Origin of the sequence: Apibacter muscae (assembly GCF_007845595.1) — a bacterium.
GTDB lineage: Bacteria > Bacteroidota > Bacteroidia > Flavobacteriales > Weeksellaceae > Apibacter > Apibacter muscae.
Genome location: NZ_SELI01000017.1, coordinates 1 through 26,459, shown reverse-complemented (window position 1 = coordinate 26,459; position 26,459 = coordinate 1). Strand labels below are relative to the sequence as shown.

The 26,459-nt window shown below is 31.3% G+C and carries 28 protein-coding genes and 5 tRNA genes; 5 read left to right on the top strand and 28 right to left on the bottom strand.

The genetic code is table 11. The features are described from left to right. Window positions 1-12 precede the first annotated feature (12 nt). The 11 genes from rplN to rplC are packed head-to-tail and all read right to left on the bottom strand — an operon-like array spanning window position 13 to window position 5,091. Window positions 13-381, bottom strand: coding sequence for a 50S ribosomal protein L14 (gene rplN, locus ETU10_RS04615; RefSeq protein WP_146262380.1), 369 nt, complete (start codon window positions 379-381; stop codon window positions 13-15). Window positions 382-388: 7 nt separating this feature from the next. Beyond that, window positions 389-643: a 30S ribosomal protein S17 gene (gene rpsQ / locus ETU10_RS04610; protein ID WP_146310244.1), complete on the bottom strand. Its 255-nt coding sequence runs from the start codon at window positions 641-643 to the stop codon at window positions 389-391. A gap of 33 nt (window positions 644-676) precedes the next feature. Then, window positions 677-853 (bottom strand): 50S ribosomal protein L29, encoded by a 177-nt coding sequence (gene rpmC, locus ETU10_RS04605; RefSeq protein ID WP_146310242.1) that lies wholly within the window; start codon window positions 851-853, stop codon window positions 677-679. A gap of 12 nt (window positions 854-865) precedes the next feature. Further along, window positions 866-1,291 (bottom strand): 50S ribosomal protein L16, encoded by a 426-nt coding sequence (gene rplP, locus ETU10_RS04600; protein WP_146262383.1) that lies wholly within the window; start codon window positions 1,289-1,291, stop codon window positions 866-868. A gap of 25 nt (window positions 1,292-1,316) precedes the next feature. Continuing rightward, window positions 1,317-2,012 (bottom strand): 30S ribosomal protein S3, encoded by a 696-nt coding sequence (gene rpsC / locus ETU10_RS04595; RefSeq protein ID WP_146310240.1) that lies wholly within the window; start codon window positions 2,010-2,012, stop codon window positions 1,317-1,319. A gap of 2 nt (window positions 2,013-2,014) precedes the next feature. Then, window positions 2,015-2,419, bottom strand: a complete 405-nt coding sequence (gene rplV, locus ETU10_RS04590) for a 50S ribosomal protein L22 (RefSeq protein WP_146310238.1) — start codon at window positions 2,417-2,419, stop codon at window positions 2,015-2,017. An 11-nt stretch (window positions 2,420-2,430) separates the two neighbouring features. Next, window positions 2,431-2,709 carry a 30S ribosomal protein S19 gene (gene rpsS / locus ETU10_RS04585; protein WP_146262385.1) on the bottom strand — a complete coding sequence of 93 codons (279 nt, stop codon included), beginning with the start codon at window positions 2,707-2,709 and terminating at the stop codon, window positions 2,431-2,433. Window positions 2,710-2,715: 6 nt separating this feature from the next. Continuing rightward, window positions 2,716-3,537 (bottom strand): 50S ribosomal protein L2, encoded by an 822-nt coding sequence (rplB, locus tag ETU10_RS04580; RefSeq protein ID WP_146310236.1) that lies wholly within the window; start codon window positions 3,535-3,537, stop codon window positions 2,716-2,718. 15 nt (window positions 3,538-3,552) lie between these two features. Continuing rightward, entirely contained in the window at window positions 3,553-3,843 is a 291-nt protein-coding gene (gene rplW, locus ETU10_RS04575) for a 50S ribosomal protein L23 (protein ID WP_146262387.1), read from the bottom strand. A 4-nt stretch (window positions 3,844-3,847) separates the two neighbouring features. Then, a complete protein-coding gene (gene rplD, locus ETU10_RS04570; protein ID WP_146262388.1) occupies window positions 3,848-4,477 on the bottom strand; it encodes a 50S ribosomal protein L4 in 630 nt (209 codons plus the stop codon). Continuing rightward, a complete protein-coding gene (gene rplC, locus ETU10_RS04565) occupies window positions 4,468-5,091 on the bottom strand; it encodes a 50S ribosomal protein L3 (RefSeq protein WP_146310234.1) in 624 nt (207 codons plus the stop codon). The genes rplD and rplC overlap by 10 nt, the downstream gene beginning before the upstream one ends. A 187-nt stretch (window positions 5,092-5,278) precedes the next feature. Here rplC and lysS point away from each other — a divergent pair, with 187 nt between their 5' ends. The 4 genes from lysS to ETU10_RS04545 all read left to right on the top strand — a co-directional run bounded on the left by lysS (window position 5,279) and on the right by ETU10_RS04545 (window position 9,643). Continuing rightward, complete coding sequence (lysS, locus tag ETU10_RS04560; RefSeq protein WP_146310232.1) at window positions 5,279-6,979, top strand: lysine--tRNA ligase; 1,701 nt, start codon at window positions 5,279-5,281, stop codon at window positions 6,977-6,979. Between the two features lie 61 nt (window positions 6,980-7,040). Continuing rightward, a complete protein-coding gene (locus tag ETU10_RS04555) occupies window positions 7,041-7,514 on the top strand; it encodes an Lrp/AsnC ligand binding domain-containing protein (RefSeq protein WP_146262391.1) in 474 nt (157 codons plus the stop codon). Window positions 7,515-7,957: 443 nt separating this feature from the next. Then, complete coding sequence (locus tag ETU10_RS04550) at window positions 7,958-9,091, top strand: hypothetical protein (RefSeq protein ID WP_146310230.1); 1,134 nt, start codon at window positions 7,958-7,960, stop codon at window positions 9,089-9,091. A 21-nt stretch (window positions 9,092-9,112) separates the two neighbouring features. Beyond that, window positions 9,113-9,643, top strand: a complete 531-nt coding sequence (locus ETU10_RS04545; RefSeq protein WP_146262393.1) for an adenine phosphoribosyltransferase — start codon at window positions 9,113-9,115, stop codon at window positions 9,641-9,643. Between the two features lie 55 nt (window positions 9,644-9,698). On the opposite strand, the gene ETU10_RS04540 is transcribed toward ETU10_RS04545, so the two are convergent. The 17 genes from ETU10_RS04540 to rpsU all read right to left on the bottom strand — a co-directional run bounded on the left by ETU10_RS04540 (window position 9,699) and on the right by rpsU (window position 24,591). Next, window positions 9,699-10,001: a DUF3467 domain-containing protein gene (locus tag ETU10_RS04540; RefSeq protein ID WP_146262394.1), complete on the bottom strand. Its 303-nt coding sequence runs from the start codon at window positions 9,999-10,001 to the stop codon at window positions 9,699-9,701. Between the two features lie 4 nt (window positions 10,002-10,005). Next, on the bottom strand, window positions 10,006-14,280 hold the full coding sequence (gene rpoC / locus ETU10_RS04535; protein ID WP_146310228.1) for a DNA-directed RNA polymerase subunit beta': 4,275 nt from the start codon (window positions 14,278-14,280) through the stop codon (window positions 10,006-10,008). Between the two features lie 61 nt (window positions 14,281-14,341). After that, window positions 14,342-18,166 (bottom strand): DNA-directed RNA polymerase subunit beta, encoded by a 3,825-nt coding sequence (gene rpoB, locus ETU10_RS04530; protein WP_146292807.1) that lies wholly within the window; start codon window positions 18,164-18,166, stop codon window positions 14,342-14,344. A 94-nt stretch (window positions 18,167-18,260) separates the two neighbouring features. Beyond that, window positions 18,261-18,638 (bottom strand): 50S ribosomal protein L7/L12, encoded by a 378-nt coding sequence (gene rplL / locus ETU10_RS04525; RefSeq protein WP_146310226.1) that lies wholly within the window; start codon window positions 18,636-18,638, stop codon window positions 18,261-18,263. 54 nt (window positions 18,639-18,692) lie between these two features. Beyond that, complete coding sequence (rplJ, locus tag ETU10_RS04520; RefSeq protein ID WP_146310224.1) at window positions 18,693-19,214, bottom strand: 50S ribosomal protein L10; 522 nt, start codon at window positions 19,212-19,214, stop codon at window positions 18,693-18,695. A gap of 16 nt (window positions 19,215-19,230) precedes the next feature. After that, on the bottom strand, window positions 19,231-19,923 hold the full coding sequence (gene rplA / locus ETU10_RS04515; RefSeq protein ID WP_146310222.1) for a 50S ribosomal protein L1: 693 nt from the start codon (window positions 19,921-19,923) through the stop codon (window positions 19,231-19,233). Window positions 19,924-19,940: 17 nt separating this feature from the next. Continuing rightward, window positions 19,941-20,384 carry a 50S ribosomal protein L11 gene (gene rplK / locus ETU10_RS04510; RefSeq protein ID WP_146310219.1) on the bottom strand — a complete coding sequence of 148 codons (444 nt, stop codon included), beginning with the start codon at window positions 20,382-20,384 and terminating at the stop codon, window positions 19,941-19,943. 46 nt (window positions 20,385-20,430) lie between these two features. Beyond that, on the bottom strand, window positions 20,431-20,979 hold the full coding sequence (gene nusG / locus ETU10_RS04505; RefSeq protein ID WP_146262401.1) for a transcription termination/antitermination protein NusG: 549 nt from the start codon (window positions 20,977-20,979) through the stop codon (window positions 20,431-20,433). 12 nt (window positions 20,980-20,991) lie between these two features. Next, on the bottom strand, window positions 20,992-21,198 hold the full coding sequence (gene secE / locus ETU10_RS04500) for a preprotein translocase subunit SecE (RefSeq protein ID WP_146310217.1): 207 nt from the start codon (window positions 21,196-21,198) through the stop codon (window positions 20,992-20,994). 15 nt (window positions 21,199-21,213) lie between these two features. Next, window positions 21,214-21,286 (bottom strand) — tRNA-Trp (locus ETU10_RS04495). A gap of 42 nt (window positions 21,287-21,328) precedes the next feature. Next, window positions 21,329-22,516 (bottom strand): elongation factor Tu, encoded by a 1,188-nt coding sequence (tuf, locus tag ETU10_RS04490; RefSeq protein ID WP_146262403.1) that lies wholly within the window; start codon window positions 22,514-22,516, stop codon window positions 21,329-21,331. Window positions 22,517-22,689: 173 nt separating this feature from the next. Then, a tRNA-Thr gene (locus tag ETU10_RS04485) sits at window positions 22,690-22,761 on the bottom strand. A 12-nt stretch (window positions 22,762-22,773) separates the two neighbouring features. Next, window positions 22,774-22,846 (bottom strand) — tRNA-Gly (locus ETU10_RS04480). A gap of 82 nt (window positions 22,847-22,928) precedes the next feature. Continuing rightward, a tRNA-Tyr gene (locus ETU10_RS04475) sits at window positions 22,929-23,010 on the bottom strand. Window positions 23,011-23,030: 20 nt separating this feature from the next. After that, window positions 23,031-23,104: transfer RNA gene (locus tag ETU10_RS04470), tRNA-Thr, on the bottom strand. A 319-nt stretch (window positions 23,105-23,423) separates the two neighbouring features. Further along, complete coding sequence (locus ETU10_RS04465; RefSeq protein WP_146310215.1) at window positions 23,424-24,332, bottom strand: tyrosine-type recombinase/integrase; 909 nt, start codon at window positions 24,330-24,332, stop codon at window positions 23,424-23,426. Window positions 24,333-24,396: 64 nt separating this feature from the next. Then, window positions 24,397-24,591 carry a 30S ribosomal protein S21 gene (rpsU, locus tag ETU10_RS04460; RefSeq protein WP_146262405.1) on the bottom strand — a complete coding sequence of 65 codons (195 nt, stop codon included), beginning with the start codon at window positions 24,589-24,591 and terminating at the stop codon, window positions 24,397-24,399. Between the two features lie 198 nt (window positions 24,592-24,789). Between rpsU and ETU10_RS04455 the strand changes: the two genes are divergently transcribed. Further along, window positions 24,790-26,109: a YihY/virulence factor BrkB family protein gene (locus tag ETU10_RS04455; RefSeq protein WP_146262406.1), complete on the top strand. Its 1,320-nt coding sequence runs from the start codon at window positions 24,790-24,792 to the stop codon at window positions 26,107-26,109. Window positions 26,110-26,459: the final 350 nt, after the last annotated feature.

Sequence of the window (26,459 nt, the reverse complement as noted above, 5' to 3'; positions counted from 1 at the left end):
ATTAAATTTGGATTATAATACCTCAGGAGCTAAAGATATAATTTTCATATATTCTTTGTCACGCAATTCTCTAGCAACTGGACCAAAAACACGTGTTCCTCTCATTTCTCCTGCCGTATTTAATAATACACATGCGTTATCATCAAAACTTATATAAGAACCATCTTTTCTTCTAACAGATTTCTTTGTTCTTACAACTACTGCTTTAGAAACTTGTCCTTTTTTAGCATTTCCAGAAGGAGTAGCATCTTTAATTGTAACTACAATTTTGTCTCCTACTGAAGCATATCTTCTTTTAGATCCTCCTAATACCCTGATAACTAAGGCCTCTTTAGCTCCTGTGTTATCTGCAACTTTTAATCTTGATTCTGTCTGTAGCATTTTAAAATTATTTAGCTCTTTCTATTATTTCTACCAACCTCCATCTTTTATTTTTACTCAAAGGACGTGTTTCCATAATGCGTACAGTATCTCCTTCGTTGCACTCATTTTTTTCATCGTGAGCAGTATATTTCTTAGTTTTTAAAACGAACTTTCCATACATAGGATGCTTCATTCTAGTTGTTTCACTAATAACAACTGTCTTATCCATTTTATTACTAGATACCACTCCGATTCTTTCTTTTCTTAAATTTCTTTCCATAGTTGAAATTAAATTTCTTTTTCGGATGTTTAATTATTTTAAGGCTGTTAATAACCTTGCGATTGTTTTTCTAATATCTCTTAATTGAATTGGATTTTCAATTGGAGATACTTTATGAGCTAATTTTAGCTTTGCATACTCTGCTTTTTTTTCAGCCAATTTCAGCTTTAATTCTTCTGCACTTAAGTTTTTAATATCTTTTGCTTTCATCGATTTTATTAATTATTCTGGTTTTACAAAATCGTTAGCTACGACAAACTTAGTTTTTACCGGAAGTTTTTGAGCCGCTAATCTTAATGCTTCTTTTGCTACTTCATAAGATACACCACCAATCTCGAAAATAATTCTTCCTGGTGTAACTCTCGCAACCCAATATTCAACTGCACCTTTACCTTTACCCATACGTACTTCCGCAGGTTTTTTAGTAATTGGTTTATCTGGAAAAATTTTTATCCAAAGTTGACCTTCTCTTTTCATATATCTAGTAGCTGCAATACGAGCCGCTTCTATTTGTCTTCCAGTTATAAATACCGGATCTAATGCTTTAATTCCAAAAGTACCATATGCTAATTGGTTTCCTCTATAAGAAAGCCCCTTCATACGACCTTTTTGTTGCTTACGGAATTTTGTTCTTTTTGGTTGTAACATGATTCTGATCTAGGATGTTATAAAACTATCTTCTTTCTTTAACTTTTCTTTTCTGAGTCTTTTTCTGAAGACCTACCAATGGAGATAATTCTCTTTTCCCATAAACTTCTCCTTTCATTATCCAAACCTTAACCCCCAATCTACCATAAGTAGTATGAGCTTCGGCTATGTAATAATCAATATCTGCACGGAAAGTTGACAATGGTATTCTACCTTCTTTAAAAGATTCAGATCTAGCCATCTCAGCTCCATTTAAACGACCAGAAATCATAATTTTTATTCCTTCTGCGTTCATTCTCATGGTAGAGGCTATTGCCATCTTTACAGCTCTTCTATAAGAAATTCTATTTTCAATTTGACGTGCCACACTTTCTGCCACTAATTTAGCGTCTAGTTCAGGTCTCTTGATTTCAAATATATTTATTTGAATTTCTTTTTTAGTGATCTTCTTAAGCTCTTCTTTTAATTTATCAACTTCTTGTCCACCTTTACCAATAATAATTCCTGGACGAGCAGTTGTTATAGTTATAGTTATTAGCTTTAAAGTTCTTTCGATGTAAATTCTGGAAACACCTGCTTTTGATAAACGAGCCTCTAAATATCTACGGATTTTAAAATCTTCTGCTATTTTATCACCAAAATTTTTTCCACCATACCAATTAGAATCCCATCCTCTTATGATTCCTAATCTATTACCTATTGGATTTGTCTTTTGTCCCATACTTAGTTTACTTCAGTTTTGTTCCCAAGAATAATTGTTACATGATTAGATCTTTTTCTAATTCTATACCCTCTACCTTGAGGGGCCGGTCTTAATCTTTTTAACATAGAACCTCCATCTACAAAAATTTCTTTAACAAAAAGTTTCGCTTCTTCTATATCTTTACCCTCATTTTTAACTTGCCAATTAGCTATAGCGCTTAGTAAGAGTTTTTCTAATCTGATAGAAGCTTCCTTTTTAGAATATTTTAATATATATAATGCTTTATCTACATCGACACCTCTAATAATGTCTGTTACTAATCTCATTTTTCTTGGAGAGGTAGGACAATTATTTAAGCGAGCAATAGCTAGGTCTTTGTTATTTTCTTTACGTACTAATGCACTATCTTTTTTTCTTTTACCCATTGCTTCAAATATTATCTATTTCCTTTATTTTTATTACCGGCATGACCTCTAAATACACGTGTAGGTGAGAACTCACCCAACTTATGTCCAACCATATTCTCTGTAACATATACAGGAATAAATTGTTTACCGTTATGTACTGCAAAGGTTTGCCCAACGAAGTCTGGAGAAATCATAGAAGCTCTTGACCAAGTTTTAATAACTACTTTTTTACCTGACTCTACGTTAGCTTGTACTTTCTTATTTAGCTTATAGTGAATGTAAGGTCCTTTTTTTAACGAACGTGCCATACTATATTATTTTCTTTTTTGTAAAATGTGACGATTCGATTCTTTTTTCTTTGATCGAGTTTTAAATCCTTTTGCTGGCATACCCTTTCTAGATCTTGGATGTCCTCCTGTAGATCTACCTTCTCCACCACCCATTGGGTGATCAACCGGGTTCATAGCTACTGGTCTTGTTCTCGGTCTTCTTCCTAACCATCTGCTTCTACCTGCTTTACCAGATACGGTTAATTGATGATCAGAGTTGGAAACAGAACCTATTGTAGCTAAACACTCTACTAAAATCATTCTTGTTTCTCCTGAAGGCATTTTAAGAACCGCATATTTACCATCTCTAGCAATCAACTGAGCACTTGTACCAGCACTTCTTGCCATTTTTGCACCTTGTCCAGGTCTTAATTCAATACATGATACTACAGTCCCTAATGGAATGTTTTTCAACTTCATTGCATTACCGATTTCAGGTGCTACTGTATCTCCTGAAATTACTTTCTGATCAACTTTAATACCGTGAGGAGCAACGATATATCGTTTTTCTCCATCAGCATAAATCAAAAGGGCAATAAATGCAGTTCTGTTTGGATCATATTCTACTGACTTAACAGTAGCCGGAATGCCAAACTTATTTCTTTTGAAATCGATCTCTCTGTATCGTTTCTTGTGTCCACCTCCGGTATAACGCATGGTCATTTTTCCGGAATTATTTCTACCTCCAGATTTAGAAATCTTTCTTAATAAAGATTTTTCTGGCTTGGAAGTAGTGATTTCTTCAAAATTGTTAACAATTCTGAATCTTTGTCCGGGGGTGATAGGTTTTAATTTTCTTACCGACATGATTCTTTTTAAAAATTATATAGTTCCAAATACATCAATGGTTTCACCGTCTTTAATATCAACCATTGCTTTTTTAACTTTATTTGTTTTTCCTACTTGTAAACCTGATTTAGTATATTTAGATTTAACTGAAGGCGGAGAAATTAATGTTCTAACTCCTACTACAGTTACCCCATAAGCTTTTTGAACCGCGTATTTTATCTCTGATTTATTAGCTTTAGGATTAACTAAAAAAGTAAATCGATTTCTTTTCTCAGCAATATCATTTGCTTTTTCTGATATGATAGGTCTTATTAATACAGACATAATTTTACTTTCTTAAATTTTCTTGTAATTTTTCAACTGAACCTTCAAACAGAACAACTTCATTTGCTTTCAATATATCATAACTACTTATTTCATTATGAGTTAAAACTTTAGTTTGTTGAAGATTTCTGGATGACAAATATACGAATTTATTTGCCTCACCTAGTACAAACAGAGTCTTTTTACCTTCTAAACCTAAGTTACTTAATACTTGAATGAATTCTTTAGTTTTTGGACCTTCAAATTTTAAATCCTCAAGAACTTTTAGGTTATTGTCTTGTAATTTTTGACTTAATACAGATCTTTTCGCTAAACGTTTAAGAGATTTGTTTAATTTAAATCTATAATCTCTAGGTCTTGGACCGAAAACTCTAGCTCCGCCTTTAAACAAAGGATTTTTTATATCTCCCTTTCTAGAACCACCAGTTCCTTTTTGACGATGAAGTTTACGCGTAGAACCGCTTAGCTCTGATCTTTCTTTAGATTTATGCGTCCCTTGTCTCTGAGCTGCTAAATATTGTTTAACTTCTAAGTATACCGCATGTTCATTAGGCTGCACTTCAAATATACTTTCGTCCAAAGTAACTTTTCTTCCAGTTTCTTTCCCGTTTTTATCTAGTACTACTAATTCCATCTTCTTATTATTATATATGAATTTTTAGGACCAGGAACCGCACCTTTAACTACTAAAAGATTCTTTTCTTCGTCCACTTTTACAACTTCAAGGTTTTGAACAGTTACTTGGTTTCCACCCATTCTACCAGCCATCCTCATTCCCTTAAATACTCTTGAAGGATCAGACCCAGCTCCTATTGAACCCGGGGCTCTTAATCGGTTATGCTGTCCATGAGTTGCCTGCATAACCCCTCCAAAACCGTGTCTTTTTACAACTCCTTGAAAACCTTTACCTTTAGAAACTCCAGTAACATCAACATATTCTCCTTCGGAAAATAAATTAACTTTTACAGAATCTCCTAACTTTAAATTTTCAAAACCGTGATAAAACTCCACCATTTTTCTTTTTGGTGTTGAACCTGCTTTTTTGAAGTGACCTAACATAGCTTTCCCTACATTTTTTTCACTTCTGTCATCGAAACCTAATTGAACAGCAAAATAGCCATCCTTTTCTTTGGTTCTGACCTGTAAAACTGAACATGGGCCTGCTTCAATAACTGTACAAGGTATATTTTTACCTTGTTCGTCAAATAAGCTAGTCATGCCAATTTTTTTTCCAATAATTCCTGACATTTAATTCTCTAATTATATTGTATACATTTTTTTTACAGAATGCAAAAATAGATTTTTTTTCTTATATATAGATAATATTAATTCAAAATTTTAATTATATTATACTTTTAATAAGGAGATTTTATTTAAATACTTAAGCTTTGAATGAGAATATTTCTAAATTTGTAGACTTAATCGTTATCAATATATGCAACTTTCAGAACAAGAAAAAATTAGAAGAGAAAAGTTAGAAAAATTAAAGTCAGCAGGAATAAATCCTTTCCCAGCATCTGAATTTAATATCAATTATACTACTGAAGAAATTCGTAACAATTTTAAGGAAGGTGTAAAGGTTTATATCGCAGGTAGGCTGATGTCTAACCGAATTCAAGGAAAAGCAGGATTCTCTGAGTTGCAAGATAGCACTGGACGTATTCAACTTTATTTTAACAGGGACGTGATTTGTCCGGAAGATGATAAGTTTAAGTATAACGATTTTTACAAAAAGCTTTTAGATTTAGGTGATTTTATAGGGGTTGAAGGAGAGCTTTTCAATACTAAATTGGGCGAGAAAACTGTTATGGTTAAAGATTTTACCTTATTGTCTAAAGCTTTACGTCCACTTCCTCTTCCTAAAACTGATGAAGAAGGAAAGGTTCATGATGCTTTTAACGATCCTGAACTTAGATACAGAATGCGATATGTAGATTTAGTTGTTAATCCTAAAGTTAAAGATATTTTTATTAAAAGAACTCTTTTATTCAATTCAATGAGGAATTTCTTTAACGAAAGAGGATATTTTGAAGTAGAGACACCTGTGCTACAATCTATTCCTGGAGGTGCAGCAGCAAGACCTTTTATTACTCATCACAATTCTTTAAACATTCCATTATACTTACGTATTGCCAATGAACTCTATTTAAAGAGATTAATTGTTGGTGGCTTTGACGGAGTTTATGAATTTTCAAAAAATTTTAGAAATGAGGGAATGGATAGAACTCATAATCCTGAGTTTACTGCTATGGAAATTTATGTAGCTTATAAAGATTATCATTGGATGATGAGCTTTACCGAACAACTTTTGGAACATTGCGCCATAGCTGTAAACGGAACAACTAAAACTACTTATGGAGAACATGAGATTGATTTTAAAGCTCCTTATGCTAGGATTTCTATGACTGATGCTATAATAAAATTTACTGGTTTTGATATAACTGGAAAATCAGAAACTGAAATCAGAGAAGCTGCTAGAAGTTTAGGTATTGAAGTGGATGATAGCATGGGGAAAGGTAAATTAATTGATGAAATTTTTGGAGAAAAGTGTGAAGGAAATTTTATTCAACCTACGTTTATTACTGATTATCCTGTAGAAATGTCTCCTCTTACAAAAAAACATAGAGATAACCCTGAGCTTACTGAACGTTTTGAATTAATGGTATGTGGCAAAGAGGTTGCAAATGCTTATTCGGAATTAAACGACCCCATTGACCAAAGAAATAGATTTGAAGAGCAACTTAAACTTTCAGAAAAAGGTGATGACGAAGCCATGTTTATTGATCAGGATTTTTTACGTGCTCTTGAGTTTGGAATGCCACCTACCTCTGGTCTAGGAATTGGTATGGATCGCCTAATCATGTTCTTAACAAATAATTCATCCATACAAGAAGTTTTATTTTTCCCTCAAATGAAGCCTGAAAAAAAATCTTTATCTATTGAATTGACAGATGAAGAGAAATTAATATTAGAGATTTTAGAAAAAAATGATTCTACTATGGAAATCAATACTCTTAAGTCTCTGGCGAATTTAAGCGGAAAGAAATGGGATAAATCTATAAAGAATTTAACTAAAAATAATATTTTGCGTGTAAATATTCATGGTGATATTAAAACTATTGATATTGTGAAATAAATCATATTCAATCCTATTGGGTTAATGTAAAAACAAAATTTATAATTACTCGTTTAACTTTATGAGGGAATTTAAAAAATATTCTTTTGAGCTTGATGGAATTGACAAAATAATCTTAAATTCTCTCATGAGTAATGCGAAAACCTCTATTTCAAAAATAGCTAAAGAAGTGGGTGTTTCATCTACTGCTATCCATCAAAGAATAAAAAAATTAGAGGCCTCTGAAATTATTAAAAATCCAGTTACTCCATTAAATTATAAAGCCTTAGGTTATAAAACTATTGCATACGTTGGAATATACCTTGAAAAATCTGTAAAGTACCAAGAATCCATTAATGAAATGCTGAAAATTAATGAAATTATTGAAGCTCATTTCACAACAGGAAATTACACAGTTTTCATTAAACTTCTTTGCAAGGACAATGATCATCTAATGGATGTTTTAAGAAATAAAATTCAAAAAATAAACGGGATTGTAAGAACGGAAACTATTATATCTTTAGAACAAAGTATTTCCAGACAAATAAAACCTTAAATTTATACACTTATAAATCCTCTTATTAAAATTAATTTTGAGCTAATAACTTTATATTAGTAATCTGAAAAATTTAAATTATTTTTTTATAAATTTTTAAATAGCTGTATATAAATAAAAAATTACTAGTGTTTTGGTAATTTCTCTCTAACCTATCAAATAAAAATTTTATTGACTATAATATAATTTTTTTTATTAAGGTATTTTTAGAAAAAATAATTTAGTATATAGTTCATAAAACTAATCTTTAAGATCTTTTTGGACCACCTATCAGATTTATTTAATTAAGATAAATTTTATCAATTCAAAAATTTTCTTAAAATTTAATTTTATATAAGATGATCTATTTTTTTAGATTGAGTGAAGAATAATTTAAATGTCTATTACTACTATTCAATTTATTAAAAATTTTTAATGTACTTTTATATACATAATTTCTTAATATGAAAAAAACATTCTTAATCTTATATAGCATATTCTTTATTATTCTTTCATGTAATAAAGAATATAAAGTTATTGACGGTAGTTCTAAAGAATCTTTTGATTTAAGCTTAAAATCAATTTCTTCTAAATTGACAATATTACAACAAGACAAATTAGAAGAAGCCATTAAACTAATTTACAAGTTTAAAACTGATGGAGATGATGAAAATCAACGTTGGGAAAAACTTTATTCAATTTTAAATGATAAAAGCTCTGAACAAGTTTTCGAAATGGCTGAAGAAATAGCTAAAGAAAACAAAATATCATGGTCTAGTACATCAATGATTCCACTCGATCCTTCTATACTTAGAACTGAGGAAAAAAAATTATCTGAGGAGGAAAAAAATTTGCAACAACTTGAATCTGCAACTTCTATAAGCATTCGTTTTTCAACAATAAACTCTGATCCTGAATTAAATGAAGGCTTTTATATATATCCTAAGCTCGTAGACGATTCAGGCCAAGAAATAACTTTCAATAATTTACCTTTAAATTTTTCTATTTCTTTTATCAACAATGGTACTGTTGTTTATACTACGAATCGAACACTTTCTTCTTCCTTTGATCTAAATAAGGGTTTAAAATTCATGTATAATTTATTTGATAAAGAAAAAATAATTAATTCTAGTCTTGATGTTGAAGTTAAAACTTCCGCCGGTGATAAATATTTATATGGTAAATTGGCTGGCATACCTATTGAAGTATCTAAAACTAAAGATTCCTCTAGCTCTATTGAAGATGAATTGGACAATCAACTTGCGGTTAAAAATGTAAATAATTTTATTCAATTGATTGGAGATAAGAAATATTCTGAAGCTTATAAATTATCCAAAAATCCTAAATGGGGGGATGAAGAAAAATTTTCTTCTACAAGTAATGGTTTTGGTACAATTGAAGCTGTAAATATTCTTTCAAGTGATTTAATCAATCGTAACAAGGATGAGATTACCGTTTTTTCTATATACCAAATTAAGGACAAGAGTGGCAAAATAAAATCTCTCAAACAAAATTTTAAACTCCATAAAATTAATGGAGATTGGCTAATTACCGATACCCAGACTAAAGAAGTTACCAATGATGATTCTTGGAAATAAATATTTATTAAAATATAATTTATGAATAGCTTGACGGAAGATATTAAACAACATATTACCGATGTTAGGGATTTTCCTAAGGAGGGAATTTTATATAAAGACATTAGTTCTTTATTTTTAAATACAGAATTATGCCATAGAATTGTACTTGAATTTGTTAAATTTAGTAAGAATAAGGTTGATGCTGTATGTGGGATTGAAAGTAGGGGATTTTTATTTGGTCCTCAGATTGCTCAACTTTTAAATGTTCCTTTTATTATGATTAGAAAATCTGGTAAATTACCCCCGCCAGTTGTTTCCAAGAATTACAATTTAGAGTATAACAAGGCAACTATTGAAATTAAAAAACATTTTATTTCCCAAGGTCAACGGATATTAATCCATGATGATATTTTAGCTACCGGTGGTACGGCGAAAGCTTGTGCCGAACTTATTACTGAATGTGGCGGAATTGCTACCCAATTTAGCTTTATAGCAGAACTTTCTTTCTTAAACGGGACTCAGACTTTGCTCCCTCATTGTAAAGAAATACATTCACTAGTCAGTTATTAAATAGATATAAAAAAGGTTGAGTTAATACTCAACCTTTTTTATATTCAATGTCTATTTAAGCTTGTCCGTTTTGTCCAAAGTTTAAATGAAATGTATCATCGTCTTTAACATTGCCAAACTGACTTTCAAAATTTTTTAAATTTTCAGATAGAGCGTTTAACAATCTCTTAGCGTGTTCAGGAGTTAGAATCACTCTAGATCTAACTTTTGGTTTTTGAACTCCTGGCATCATTTGTATAAAATCTAAAACAAATTCTGTGGGAGAATGGTTGATTAAAGCTAAGTTTGAAAACACCCCTGTTGCTATCTCATCAGGAAGTTCTATATTTAAGTCTTGTTGATTTTGGTTGTTTTCCATACCATTAAATTTTTTCGTTAATTAATTCTTCAAATTCTCTATTTGATCCAACAACTACATTTTGATATTCGGCTAAACCTGTTCCTGCTGGAATTCTATGACCAACAATTACATTTTCTTTTAATCCGTTTAAAGTATCAATTTTACCAGCTACAGCTGCCTCATTTAAAACTTTAGTTGTTTCTTGGAAAGAAGCTGCAGATATAAATGATTTAGTTTGTAAAGAAGCTCTAGTAATACCTTGTAAAACAGGACTTGCAGTTGCTGGTAAAGCTTCTCTTGCTTCTACTAACTTTTTATCCTCTCTCTTTAATTTAGAATTTTCGTCTCTTAATTCTCTTGCTGTAACAATTTGTCCAGCTTTTAATTCTTGACTATCTCCAGGCTCTTCAATTACTTTCATTCCAAAAATTCTATCATTTTCTTCTATAAAGTCAATTTTATGTTCTAAATTTCCTTCCAAGAATTTGGTATCACCTGCATCAACGATTTCAACTTTTGTCATCATCTGTCTTACAATAATTTCAAAGTGTTTGTCATCAATCTTCACCCCTTGTAAACGATATACTTCTTGTATTTCATTTACTAGATATTCTTGAACTGCTGTAGGCCCTTTGATATTAAGAATATCATTTGGAGTTATAGCTCCGTCTGAAAGTGGATCTCCTGCACGCACGAAATCATTTTCTTGTACAAGAATTTGATTGGATAATTTTACTAGATATCTCTTAATTTCTCCTCCTTTAGACTCAATAACTATTTCTCTATTTCCTCTCTTAATCTTTCCATAACTAACTACCCCATCAATTTCTGAAACTACTGCTGGATTGGATGGATTTCTCGCTTCAAATAATTCAGTTACCCTTGGTAGACCTCCTGTAATATCTCCAGCCTTAGCCGATCTTCTAGGGATTTTAACTAAGATTTTTCCAGCCTTAATTTTTTCTCCATCGTTTACAATCAAATGCGCCCCTACTGGTAAGTTAATTGTTTTGATAACTTCTCCGCTGGTATCTAGAATTTTTAAAGTAGGGATTAATTTTTTATTTCTAGACTCTGAAATAACTTTTTCTTCAAATCCTGTTTGTTCATCAATTTCAAGTTGATAAGTTATACCTTGCTCTATTTGTTCATATTCAATTTTACCCGCTGTTTCTGATAAAATAGTTGCGTTATATGGATCCCATTTGCAAATGATATCTCCTTTTTTAACTTCCTGACCCGGTTTAACTAATAAGTTTGAACCATAAGGAATGTTATTAATCATTAATACATTTCCTTCAGAATTTAAAAGCTTAAATTCTGTAGACCTTGATACAACAATGGTAACAGGATTTCCATTCTCATCTTCACTTTCTACAGTTCTTATATCATCAAACTCAACTTTACCTTCTCTTTTTGCAACTATACTATTTACATCGGCAACATTACCTGCTGTTCCTCCTAAGTGGAAGGTTCTTAATGTTAACTGTGTTCCTGGTTCTCCAATTGACTGAGCTGCAATAACTCCAACAGCTTCTCCTTTATTGATCAGTTTATTGGTTGCCAAATTCACACCGTAACATTTAGCACAAATTCCTCTTTTTGATTCACAGGTTAATGGAGATCTAGCTTCCACTACTTCTATTCCGGATTTTTCAATTGTTTTTGCCAGTTCTGATGTAATTAGTTGATCTGCTTCTACAAGCAATTCATCTGTGTCCGGATGATAAATATCATGAAGGGAAACTCTACCAAGTATTCTTTCTGAAAGTGGTTCAACAATCTCATCATTTTTCTTTAATGCTGATATCTCTATACCTCGTAGCGTGCCACAATCTTCATCGTTTATAATAACATCCTGTGCAACATCAACCAAACGACGGGTTAAATACCCTGCATCTGCTGTTTTTAGCGCCGTATCTGCCAAACCTTTACGTGCACCGTGGGTAGAGATAAAGTATTCTAAAATTGAAAGTCCTTCTCGGAAATTTGAAATAATTGGGTTTTCAATGATTTCTCCACCTGAGGAACCTGCTTTCTGAGGTTTTGCCATTAGCCCCCTCATACCAGCTAACTGACGTATCTGCTCTTTAGATCCCCTTGCTCCGGAATCCAACATCATATACACAGAATTAAATCCTCCTTTATCCGTCTTCATTCTCTGCATTATCAAATCTGTTAGTCTTGCGTTGGTATTGGTCCAAACATCAATCACCTGATTATATCGTTCATTGTTGGTAATTAATCCCATGTTATAGTTAGATCGAATACCGTCTACTTGTTCATGAGCATCTTGAATCATTATTTTCTTTTCGTCTGGAGTTATTATATCTCCTAAACTAAAGGATAATCCACCTCTAAAAGCTGTTGCATATCCTAGATTTTTCATGTCATCTAAGAATTTAGCTGTAGTAGGGAAATCCGTAGTTTCAAGTATATTACCTATAATATTTCTAAGGGATTTTTTAGTTAAAACTTCATTGATATATCCTACTTTTTCAGGAACAATTTTATTAAATAAAACTCTACCAACAGTAGTTTCAATTAACTTTTCAACTAGTTCTTCTCCTTCTCTTACTTTTGCTCTTACTTTAATAATTGCATTTAAGTCAATAGCTTTTTCGTTGTATGCGATTTCAACCTCTTCTTCTGAATAAAAGATGGATCCATGTCCTTTAACATTAATCTCATCGGTAGGTACCAAAGGTTTAGTCATATAGTATAGACCTAAAACCATGTCCTGAGAAGGTACTTGAATCGGAGAACCATTGGCTGGATTCAGAATATTTTGAGAAGCTAGCATTAATAATTGTGCTTCTAGAATAGCTTCTGGTCCTAATGGTAAATGAACCGCCATTTGGTCACCATCGAAATCCGCGTTAAATGCAGTACATACTAAAGGGTGAAGACGTATTGCTTTTCCTTCAATCATCCTTGGTTGAAAGGCTTGAATTCCTAAACGGTGAAGTGTAGGCGCCCTATTCAACAATACCGGATGTCCTTTCATTACATTTTCTAATATATCGTAAACGACAGGCTCTTTTCGCTCTATAATTCTTTTTGCTGATTTAACCGTTTTTACAATCCCTCTTTCAATTAATTTTCTAATAATAAATGGCTTGTAAAGCTCAGCTGCCATATCTTTTGGCAAACCACATTCATGAAGTTGTAAAAATGGTCCAACAACAATTACAGAACGTGCAGAATAATCCACACGTTTACCTAGTAAGTTTTGACGGAAACGTCCTTGCTTACCTTTTAATGAGTCTGATAATGATTTTAATGGTCTATTTGATTCTGACTTAACTGCTGATGATTTTCTTGTATTATCAAACAATGAGTCTACCGCTTCTTGTAACATCCGCTTTTCATTACGTAATATTACTTCAGGAGCTTTAATCTCAATTAACCTTTTTAATCGATTATTTCTTATTATAACCCTTCTATATAGATCATTTAAATCTGAAGTAGCAAATCTACCTCCGTCTAATGGTACTAATGGTCTTAAGTCCGGAGGTATAACGGGAATAACCCTCATTACCATCCATTCCGGTCTATTTATCCTTCCATTGTTATTTGCATCTCTAAAGGATTCTACTACATGTAATCTCTTTAAAGCTTCAGTTCTTCTCTGTTTAGAAGTTTCATGATTGGCTTTATGTCTTAAATCATAAGATAAAGCATCTAGATCTATTCTTTTCAATAACTCTTCCAAACATTCAGCTCCCATCTTAGCTACAAACTTATTAGGGTCTGAATCATCCAAATATTGATTTTCAATCGGTAAAGTTTCTAATATATCCAAATATTCCTCTTCCGTCAAAAACTCATTGGGTTCCAATTCTTCTCCATTAAGCTTTTTAGCAATTCCTGCTTGAATAACTACAAATCTTTCATTGTAGATTATCATATCCAATTTTTTAGATGGTATACCTAACAAATAACCTATTTTATTAGGCAATGATCTAAAATACCATATATGTGCAACTGGAACTACTAAATTAATATGTCCTATTCTTTCTCTCCTTACTTTCTTCTCTGTAACTTCAACTCCACAACGATCACATACAATGCCCTTGTACCTTATACGTTTATATTTACCGCAAGCACACTCATAATCTTTGATAGGTCCAAAGATTCTTTCACAAAACAATCCATCTCTTTCTGGTTTGTGCGTACGATAGTTAATAGTTTCTGGTTTTAAAACTTCTCCTCTGGATTGTTGTAAAATACTTTCCGGAGAGGCTAAACCTATTGTAATTTTATTAAATCTGCTAGTTTTTTGTTTAACAGCCATTCTATTTTATTATCAATTAAATTGAAAAATTTTAATTTTATACAGATTGAAAGATAAATATTTATTCTTCTAATCTTACATCTAACCCAAGACCTTGTAATTCATGTAAAAATACATTAAATGATTCAGGAATTCCTGGTTCAGGCATAGGCTCTCCTTTTACAATGGATTCGTAGGTTTTAGCTCTACCCATTACATCATCGGATTTTACGGTAATAATCTCTCTCAGAATATTTGATGCTCCAAACGCTTCAAGCGCCCAAACCTCCATCTCTCCAAATCTTTGTCCTCCAAACTGTGCTTTACCTCCTAGCGGTTGTTGAGTAATTAGGGAGTATGGCCCAATGGAACGAGCATGCATTTTATCATCAACCATATGTCCTAATTTTAACATATAAATAACTCCTACGGTTGCCTGTTGCTCAAATCTTTCTCCAGTTCCTCCATCATATAAATAGGTGGTTCCCCATTGTGGTACTCCTGCTTCTTTAGTAAGCTCATCAATTTGTGAGAAAGTAGCTCCATCAAAAATTGGAGTGGCATATTTTTTTCCTAGTTTTTTTCCGCACCATCCTAATATCGTTTCATAGATCTGTCCAATATTCATCCTTGAAGGTACTCCTAATGGATTTAAAACAATATCTACCGGTGTTCCATCTTCTAGGAAAGGCATATCCTCATCTCTTACAATTTTAGCTACAATACCTTTATTCCCATGGCGACCTGCCATTTTATCTCCTACATTTAATTTTCTTTTCTTGGCAATATATACCTTAGCTAGCTTAACGATTCCTGTTGGTAGTTCATCACCTACTGATATGGTATGTCTTTCTCTGTTTAATGCACCTAATAAATCATTATGTTTGATTTTATAGTTATGTATTAATTCTTTTATTGCATTATTCTTGTCTTCATCCAATGTCCAACTTCCACCAGTTAGGTTGAAATAGTCATCTATGCTTGATAGAAGTTTTTGAGTGAATTTAATACCTTTTGGAATAACTTCTTCATTTAAGTCATTATAAATTCCTTGCGAAGTTTTTCCATTAAGAAGAACATATAATTTTTCTAATAATTGATCTTTAACCTCCTTAAATTTGGTTTTAAACTCAGATTCTAATTGTTCAATTTTAATTTTTTCGTCTCCTCTTTTTCTTTTATCTTTTATATTACGAGTAAATAATTTTTTATCAATTACTACACCTTTAAGAGAAGGTTCTGCTTTTAAAGATGCATCTTTAACATCTCCAGCTTTATCTCCAAATATTGCTCTAAGTAATTTCTCTTCTGGAGTAGGATCAGATTCTCCTTTAGGGGTAATTTTACCCACTAAGATATCTCCTGGCATAACTTCTGCCCCTATCCTGATCATTCCATTTTCATCTAAATCTTTAGTAGCTTCTTCACTTACGTTAGGAATATCTGAAGTTAATTCTTCCATACCTAATTTAGTGTCTCTTACTTCAAGCGAATATTCATCTACATGAATTGATGTAAACCAATCTTCACTAACTGCTCTTTGATTGATAACTATCGCATCCTCAAAGTTATATCCTTTCCATGGCATAAATGCTACCAAAAGGTTTCTACCCAGCGCTAATTCACCTCCTTCTGTCGCATAACCTTCTGTTAAAACCTGACCTTTGGTTACTCTATCTCCTACTCTTACAATTGGCTTTAAGGTTATAGAAGTACTTTGGTTAGTTTTTCTAAATTTAGTTAACTTATATGTTTTACTAGCCGGTTCAAAACTGATTAGTTCTTCTTCTTCTGTTCTATCATACTTGATAGTAATTTTATCAGCATCTACATATTCGACAACTCCTTCTCCTTCTGCATTTATTAATATTCTTGAATCCTTAGCTACTTGAAACTCTAATCCTGTCCCTACAATTGGTGCTTGTGGCTTTAATAATGGAACTGCTTGACGCATCATGTTTGATCCCATCAATGCACGGTTGGCATCGTCATGTTCTAAGAAAGGAATTAACGAAGCTGAAATACCAGTAATCTGATTAGGTGCTACATCAATTAAATCTACTTCTTTAGGTTCAACAGACGGATAATCTGCTTCTAATCTGGCAATTACTCTTTCATCAAGAATATTACCCTGATCGTCCATATTAACATTTGCTTGTGCAACAATTTTATCTTCTTCCTCTTCAGCAGTAAAATACTGTGGATCTGATTCTAAGTCTACCTTACCATCAACAACTTTTCTATACGGTGTTTCCATAAAGCCTAAATCATTGATACGAGCATAGCATCCCAAAGAAGATATTAATCCAATGTTAGGTCCTTCTGGAGTTTCAATCGGGCATATTCTACCGTAATGCGTGTAGTGAACGTCTCTTACTTCAAATCCAGCTCTTTCTCTTGATAATCCACCAGGTCCCAACGCTGACATACGTCTTTTATGCGTAACTTCTGATAATGGATTCGTTTGATCCATAAATTGAGACAATTGATTAGTTCCAAAGAAAGAATTAATGACAGAGGTTAATGTTTTGGCATTAATCAAATCGATAGGCGTAAATACTTCATTATCTCGAACATTCATTCTCTCTTTAATAGTTCTAGCCATTCTAGCCAAACCTACTCCGAATTGTCCTGCCAATTGTTCTCCTACGGTTTTAACTCTACGGTTGGATAGGTGATCTATATCATCAACCTCTGTTTTAGAATTAATTAATTCAATTAGGTACTTTACAATTTCAATTATATCGTCTTTTGTAAGTACTTGAACATCCTCTGGAATGTTTAAACCTAATTTTTTATTTATTCTGTAACGCCCAACCTCACCTAAAGAGTAACGAGCATCTGAAAAGAATAGCTTATCAATGATTCCTCTTGCTGTTTCTTCATCCGGTGGTTCTGCATTTCTTAATTGTCTGTATATATACTCAACTGCCTCTTTTTCAGAATTGGTTGAATCTTTTTGCAATGTGTTATGAATAATAGAAAATTCACCACTATTCTCTTTGTGTATAAGAATAGTTTTGATCCCTGAATCCACTATTAAATCTACATGTTCTTTTTCAAGTACAGTTTCTCGATCTAAAATAATTTCGTTACGTTCAATTGAAACTACCTCTCCGGTATCCTCGTCAACAAAATCTTCAAACCATGTATTTAAAACTCTTGCAGCTAAGGTTCTTCCTAAAACTTTTTTCAAGTTAGATTTATTAACCTTAACTTCTTCTGCAAGATCAAAAATTTCTAATATATCTTTATCACTCTGATAACCTATCGCTCTAAGCAAGGTCGTCATCGGAAGTTTTTTCTTTCTATCAATATAGGCGTACATCACACCATTAATATCTGTCGCAAATTCAATCCATGACCCCTTAAAAGGAATAATCCTAGAGGAGTATAATTTTGCTCCATTTGCATGATATGATTGCCCAAAAAATACACCAGGCGAACGATGTAACTGAGAGACTAGTACTCTCTCTGCTCCGTTAACTATAAATGATCCACTAGGAGTCATATATGGAATAGGTCCTAAATAAACATCTTGAACCACTGTTTCAAAATCTTCATGTTCAGGATCTGTACAATAAAGCTTTAAGCGTGCCTTGAGAGGAACACTATAAGTCAAACCTCTTTCTATACATTCATCTATTGAATATTTAGGAGGATCAACAAAGTAATCTAAAAATTCTAAAACAAACTGATTTCTCGTATCCGAAATAGGAAAATTTTCAGTAAAAGTTTTAAAAAGCCCCTCATTTGTTCTTTGATCAGGACGAGTTTCTAATTGAAAAAAATCTTGAAACGATTTAACCTGAATATCTAAAAAATCAGGAAATTCAATTTGTCCTTTAGAATGAGAGAAACTAATTCTATCTGGGTTTTGAGTTTTTGACGCCAATGATTTACTCATATAATAATTTAAAATCTTTTTTAAAACAGAAATAGGCTTAGACCTAACCAATATGAAATTGGCGGTCTAAACCTTTATTTTTAGATGAATTAAATTATTTTAATTCAACTTCAGCACCAGCTTCTTCAAGCTGTTTTTTAAGACTTTCTGCTTCGTCTTTAGCTACACCTTCTTTAACTGCTGTTGGAGCAGCATCTACAGCATCTTTAGCTTCTTTTAATCCTTTACCTGTTAAATCTTTAACTAATTTAACTACCGCTAGTTTGTTAGCACCTGCTGATTTAAGAATTACATCAAATTCAGTTTTTTCTTCTACTGCACCAGCATCGCCTGCTGCAGGACCTGCTGCTACAGCTACTGCTGCTGCTGCTGGCTCAATTCCGTATTCTTCTTTTAATATATCAGCTAATTCACTAACTTCTTTTACAGTTAAGTTAACTAAAGTTTCTGCTAATTGTTTTAAATCTGCCATTTTAATTTTTTTTAATTTTTATTAAACAACTATATTATTTATGAGTGCGTTTTACTATTCTCTTTCAGATAAAGTTTTTACTAATCCTGCTATGGTATTAGCTCCAGATTTAAGTGAAGAAATAACATTTTTAATTGGTGATTGTAACAATCCAATAATTTCTCCAACAAGTTCTTCTTTAGATTTAAGATTCGCAAGATTATCTAATTGCTCATCACCTATGTATGTTGCAGAATCAATCCAAGCTGATTTTAAAACAGGCTTAGCTGTCTTCTTTCTAAATGTTTGAATTAATTTTGCTGGAGCATTTGCTTTTTCAGAAATTAATATTGTAGTATTACCTTTAAGGGTATTATATAATTCAGAAAAATCTTTATCCTCAACATTATCCATAGCTTTTTTCAACAAAGTATTCTTTACTACTTTCATTGAAATTTCTCCTTTAAAACATGCTCTTCTTAAATCTGAAGTTTGTTGAGCGTTTAATCCATCTGTATCAGCAATATATAAAACATTAACTTCATTCAATAATGTTTGGATCTCTTCTATTACCTGTGTTTTTTCTTGCTTTGTCATTTTACTCCAAATTTAATTAATTTACGTTTTTGGGATCAATTGCTATACCAGGACTCATTGTAGAAGATAGATAAATACTCTTTACATATACTCCCTTTGCAGCCTGAGGCTTTAATTTAATAAGTGTAGAAATAATTTCTTGAGCATTTTCTTGGATATTAGAAGCTTCGAAAGAAACTTTTCCAATAGCTGCATGAACTATTCCATATTTATCAACTTTAAAATCTATTTTACCTGCTTTAACTTCCGAAACAGCTTTTCCTATTTCCATAGTAACTGTTCCTGTCTTAGGATTAGGCATTAATCCTCTAGGACCTAAAATTCTACCTAATGGACCTAATTTACCCATAACTTGAGGTTGAGTAACAATAACATCCACATCAGTCCAACCTTCTTTAATCTTTTGTAAATAATCATCTAAACCTACATAATCTGCACCAGCGTCCTTAGCTTCTTGCTCCTTATCTGGAGTTACTAATGCTAAGACTTTAGTTTCCTTCCCTGTACCATGAGGTAATGAAACCACACCTCTAACCATTTGATTAGCTTTTCGTGGATCAACCCCTAAACGTACAGCTATATCTACAGAAGCATCAAATTTAGTATAACTGATTTCTTTTACTAATTTAGAAGCTTCCTCTAAAGAATAAAGTTTGTTCTTATCTACTTTTGAAACAACTTCCTTTTGTTTTTTCGTCAATACTGCCATAATTCTTTCTTCTAAAATTAATTATTAAACGGATTTTGTCCAGTAACTTTGATACCCATTGATCTTGCAGTACCAGCAACCATGCTCATAGCAGATTGCAAAGTAAAACAATTTAAATCCGGCATTTTATCTTCGGCAATTGTTTGTATTTGACTCCAATTCACAGATGCAACTTTATCTCTATTGGGTTCTCCAGAACCTTTTTTTGCTTTAGATGCTGCTAATAACTGAACAGTTACAGGTGGTGTTTTAACAACAAAATCAAAAGATTTATCTTCATATACAGTTATAACAACTGGTAAAACTTGACCTTGCTTTTCCTGAGTTCGAGCATTAAATTGTTTGCAAAACTCCATGATATTTACACCAGCAGCACCCAATGCAGGTCCTACGGGTGGAGAAGGATTTGCTTGTCCTCCTTTAACCTGAAGCTTTACCATTTTAAAAATTTTCTTTGCCATTTTAATTTTTTATTAAAAATGTTTTATTTATATCTGTGGAAGCAGCCTATATCTTTTCAACTTGAGAAAAATTAAGTTCGATTGGAGTTTTTCTACCAAATATCAAAACCATAACATCCAATTTTCTCTTGTCTTCATTAATTTTCTCTATAGTACCGTTAAAGCCATTAAAAGGCCCATCAGTAACTTTAACAGTTTCTGAAATTTCAAAAGGAATATTCATCGTATCATCTGACTCTGACAACTCGTCCATCTTGCCAAACATTCTGCTAACTTCATTTTTCCTCATTGGAAGAGGATCTCCACCCTTTGTAGCACTAAGAAAACTTATTACTCCAGGTATGTTCTTAATTACATGTGGTAACTCTCCCACTAAATTAGCCTCAATCATAATATAGCCAGGATAATATACCTTATCTTTTCTTATCTTTTTACCATTCCTAATTTGGACTACTTTTTCTACTGGTATGATAATTTGACCTAAATTATTTTTTAGATGCTCAGATCTCAAAACTTCGTTTTCAATATACATTTTAACTTTAGATTCTTGACCGCTAATTGCTTTAAGCACATACCATTTCATCTCTTCTACCATACCTGCAAAATCTTAAGATTTTATACCTATTAAAAATGAATAAATATTTTGAAGAGATTTTGCAAAAGACCAATCTACACCAAAGCAAAAGATAGCCAAAATTACAGAGGCTATAGCTACTACAGTTGTAGACGATTGCAAATCTGACCATTTAGGCCATTCCACATGATTTCTGAATTCTTCTATCGAACCTTTGAGATAGTTAATGAATCCGCTCATTTGTTATATTTTTTGCGCGGGCGGAAAGATTCGAACTCTCGACCTTTGGTTTTGGAGACCACTGCTCTACCAACTGAGCTACGCCCGCATTAAAAAGAAAGACTTTAAAAGCCTTTCTTAATAAATTATTTTAATCTAAGATTTCTGTTACTTGACCAGCACCAACAGTTCTTCCTCCTTCACGGATTGCAAATCTTAAACCTTGGTTTAATGCAATTGGCTGATGTAATTCTACAGTAATAGTTAAATTATCTCCAGGCATAACCATTTCAGTTCCTTCTGGTAATGAAATATTTCCTGTTACATCAGTTGTTCTTACATAAAATTGAGGTCTATAATTGTTATGGAATGGAGTATGACGTCCACCTTCTTCCTTAGTCAAGATATAAACTTCAGCTTTGAATTTTTTATGTGGAGTTATTGATCCTGGTTTAGCTATAACCATACCACGACGAATATCTGTTTTTTCAATTCCTCTTAACAATAATCCAACATTATCACCAGCTTCACCTCTATCTAATATTTTTCTAAACATTTCAACACCAGTTACTGTAGATGTTAATTTCTCATCACCCATACCAACAATATCTACAGATTCACCTGAATTAATTACCCCGGATTCTATACGACCAGTCGCTACAGTACCACGTCCAGTAATAGAAAATACATCTTCTATTGGCATCAAGAAAGGTTTATCTTGATCTCTTTGTGGTTGCTCAATCCAGCTATCTACAGCATCCATTAATTTTTCAACAGTTTCTACCCATTTAGCTTCACCATTTAAAGCACCTAAAGCAGAACCTTGAATTACAGGAGTGTTATCTCCATCATATTCATAAGAAGACAACAAATCCCTTACTTCAATTTCAACAAGTTCAAGCAATTCAGGATCGTCAACCATATCTACTTTATTCATAAATACCACGATCTTAGGAACATTTACCTGACGACATAATAGTATATGCTCTCTAGTCTGAGGCATTGGTCCGTCAGTCGCAGCAACTACTAATATACCACCATCCATTTGAGCTGCACCTGTAACCATGTTTTTTACATAGTCAGCGTGTCCTGGACAATCTACGTGAGCATAGTGTCGGTTCGCTGTTTCATATTCTACGTGTGAAGTATTAATTGTAATACCTCTTTCTTTTTCTTCTGGAGCAGCATCTATAGAAGAGAAATCTCTAGATTGAGCTAATCCCTTGTCTGACAATACTTTTGTTATAGCTGCCGTTAAAGTTGTTTTTCCGTGGTCAACATGACCGATTGTACCTATATTAAGGTGTGGTTTGGTACGCTGAAAAGTTTCTTTTGCCATGATAAATATGTTTGTTTATTTTTCCAAAAATGAGTGCAAATATACTCATTAGTTTTTAAAAATCAAAATAGTATTTGTAAAAATACAATAATATTTTAAGTTTTGATTAAAAAAAAAACGAATGTTAAAAAAAATAAATCTGATATATAAAAGTAGTTATAATAAGTATTGAGAGCCAATGACGGGAATTGAACCCGTGACCTCGTCCTTACCAAGGAAGCGCTCTACCCCTGAGCTACATCGGCTAATAAAAATAGAGCGGAAGACGAGGTTCGAACTCGCGACATTCAGCTTGGAAGGCTGACGCTCTACCAACTGAGCTACTTCCGCTTATTTAATTACCTTTGTAATTCCGAATGCAAATTTATATTTTTTTTTTTGAATTACAAAATTATTTTTGACTTTTTTTTTGTGGGGAGAGGAGGATTCGAACCTCCGAAGTTAAAAACAGCAGATTTACAGTCTGCCCTCGTTGGCCACTTGAGTATCTCCCCATATATAATAATTCTTTTTGAGCCGGTAGAGGGATTCGAACCCACGACCCCGAGATTACAAATCACGTGCTCTGGCCAACTGAGCTATACCGGCAAAGAATTTAAAAAATCTATTTCAAAGAAACATCCGTAAATAATATTTCAATTATTGATTACTTAACGGATTGCAAAGGTATACTTTTTTTTTTTGTTTCCAAATTTTTTTAGAAAAAAAATTTATATTTATTTTTATATGCCTATTAAATAACAGATCAACAATTAATTAGATGTATTTTTTTTAGCTGATTATTTTTTACTTATTTTTTAATAAAGATAGTGTTTATAATTACAAAACTTTAAATTAATCTCAAATATATATTAATCTTAATTTCAAAATATATATTTCAACCTTATAAATAATATAAACTTTAAATTTAATCTCTATTTTTATTTGCTAAAGGATGAGCTTTATTAAAACTTTTTTTTAGTTCTTCAATACTATTATGTGTATAGATTTGTGTAGCGGCTAAACTGCTATGTCCGAGAAGATCTTTTATAACGTTTAAATTTGCTCCATTATTTAACAAATGTGTTGCAAATGAATGTCTTAACATATGTGGACTTTTATTTTCTTTTGTTGTTACTTGATTTAATAAATCCCTAATTAAATAATAAACATACTTTTCTTTAAGAATTTGACCATGCATATCTGTTAATAAAGTTTGTGTCTTTGATATGCCTAGTTCATATTTTTTATTGATAAATAAATAAATTAGATCTAAAAGCTGATTAGATAATGGAACTATTCTTTCTTTATTTCTTTTACCAAGTATTTTTAAAGATGAATTATTAAAATTAATTTGTGAAGTTTTGATATTTATTAACTCAATTCTTCTAATTCCTGTTTCATAAAAAATTCTAAAAATAAGATACTCTAATATTTTTTTATAATTATTATCAGAATTCTCCAAAGAATTTTGTAAATATTGATTTAGTTTTAAAAGTTCATTTTCTGTATATGGTAAATAAGCAATTTTCCTAGACTTTATATTCTTTAAATGAACAACAGGATTTTCATTTATTAATTCAATTTTTAATAGGAATTTAAAGTAAGATCGAATAGTTGAGATTTTTCTATTTATAGTTTTTTCTGAAAGATGTTTTTTTGATAAATTTATTATGAAATTTCGAAGATGCTTAGTCTGAACCTTTTTAATATCTTCCACCCCTTCAATCTCTAGTAAATAATTTATGAGGTCTAAAAGATCTCTCTCATAACTTTTAATTGTTAGATCTGAATAATTCTTCTCTAGCTTTAAATATGATATAAATTTATTATGCATAAAAAAAACCTAATATCTAAACATTTTTTAGATATTAGGTTAATATAATTTAATGAATTTTTACTTAAATCTCATCCTGAGTTTGTAATCTTTGTTTATAAGCAGCCTTTATTAATTGCTGTCTTTTAATAACAGAAGGCTTTATAAATTGTTGTCTTTTTCTTAATTCTTTAACAACACCGGTTTTATCGTATTTTCTTTTATATTTTTTTAAAGCCTTATCTATAGACTCACCGTCTTTTACAGGGATAATTAACATAACTTATATTCTGTTTACTATTGTTTTTATTTTCAATGGACAAATGTAGTAAGATATTTTTATATATACAATTCCTTTTTTAAAAAGACTAATATTTTTATTTATCATAGATTTAAGGTTCTTAAAAAGATTTATATAATTTAATGTAAATTATACTTTCTAAAATTTAACTATTTTTACATTAAATGTTAAATTGTTATGCTTCATAAATTAAATCAAAAAATTCAAAATCTAATTAATTTTTTTTCACATGAGATTTGGAGGATCAACACAAGTTCAAAATCTAATAGAAAAATTATTATTTACGATATTGTAAAAGCCTTTCTATTAACTTTTAGAAATATAAATAGTTCTCAAATTAATACAAGAGCAGCAGCATTAACCTATAATTCATTATTATCAATAATCCCCTTATTAGCAGTTTTATTTGCCATAGCTAGAGGATTTGGTTTTCAAAATATAGTTGAAAGTCAATTATTTGAATTCTTTACAGGACAAAAAGAACTTTTAACTAGGGCTATGAAATTTATCGATCACTCAATCAGCTATGCACAAGGTGGAATATTTTTAGGCATAGGTATCATACTTTTATTTTATACAGTTATTACATTATTATCTAATATTGAAGATAATTTTAATAGTATATGGAGAATACAACAGGGAAGAAGTTTATTTAGAAAGTTTACTGATTATCTGGCTTTAATTGTAATTACTCCAATATTTTTTATATGCAATGCTGGATTGACTATATTTTTAAATTCCTCTTTAAACTTTGATTTTTTTAATTATGTATTAGTGCCAATAATTAAATTTGTGCCATTTGTAATTATCATATTACTTTTTACTATTCTATACATATATATACCTAATACAAAAGTTAAATTTAAATCTGCGCTAATGGGAGGATTAGTAAGTGGTTCCTGTTTCCAGATTTTTCAGATGCTATATATATCAGGGCAACTAGGGCTTTCAAAATATAATGCAATATATGGAAGTTTTGCAGCTTTACCTTTATTATTATTTTGGCTTCAATTAAGCTGGTTTATCTGTTTATTTGGAGTTCAACTATCTTATTCATATCAAAATATAAATAAATTTAGTTTTGAAAGAGAAACTTCTAATATTAGTAGAAGATATAAAGATTTTATTCTATTAACTATTGCTACTTTAATAATAAAACGCTTTGAAACAAAAACACCGCCTTATACTGCCGATGAAATTTCTGAAACCTTTAAGATCCCATCACAATTAGTTAATGATTCATTATATTATCTTTTAAAATCAGAGATTATTAGAGAAACCCCTTCCAATGATGAGATGGTTATTTCTTACATTCCCTCGATAGATATTAACAAAATATCCATTAGTTTCTTTTTCAATAATATCGATCAATTAGGATCAGAAGATTTTAAGATTGATAAGTCCGATGAAAAAATTAAAAATATATGGGAGAAAACATTAGAAATTCGCCAACTGATTTATAGAAAAGAAGGAGATATTTTGCTTAAAGATATTTAAATAAAACACTTACTTAAAATTTATTAATGTAAGATTTGAAAGTTAAATATAAACCCATTGAATAAATATCTTTGAATATAAAATGTTCATTATTCTTAATAACTATATTATTCTGCTGCCTTAAGGAATTTGTAAAAAATAAAAAACTAATATTCAAACTTTTAATGATCTCTGATATCCGGACATAAATTAAACTTTAAATACATTATCTAAATAATATAATTGAAATATCAGTGCTTCAAAAAAGAATATTAATTATATTTTTTTTAAACGAATATAAAAATCATAACGAATCAAACCTATCAATTACTACAACTATCAGAAGGCGCATTAGTAACCTCAGGGACAGC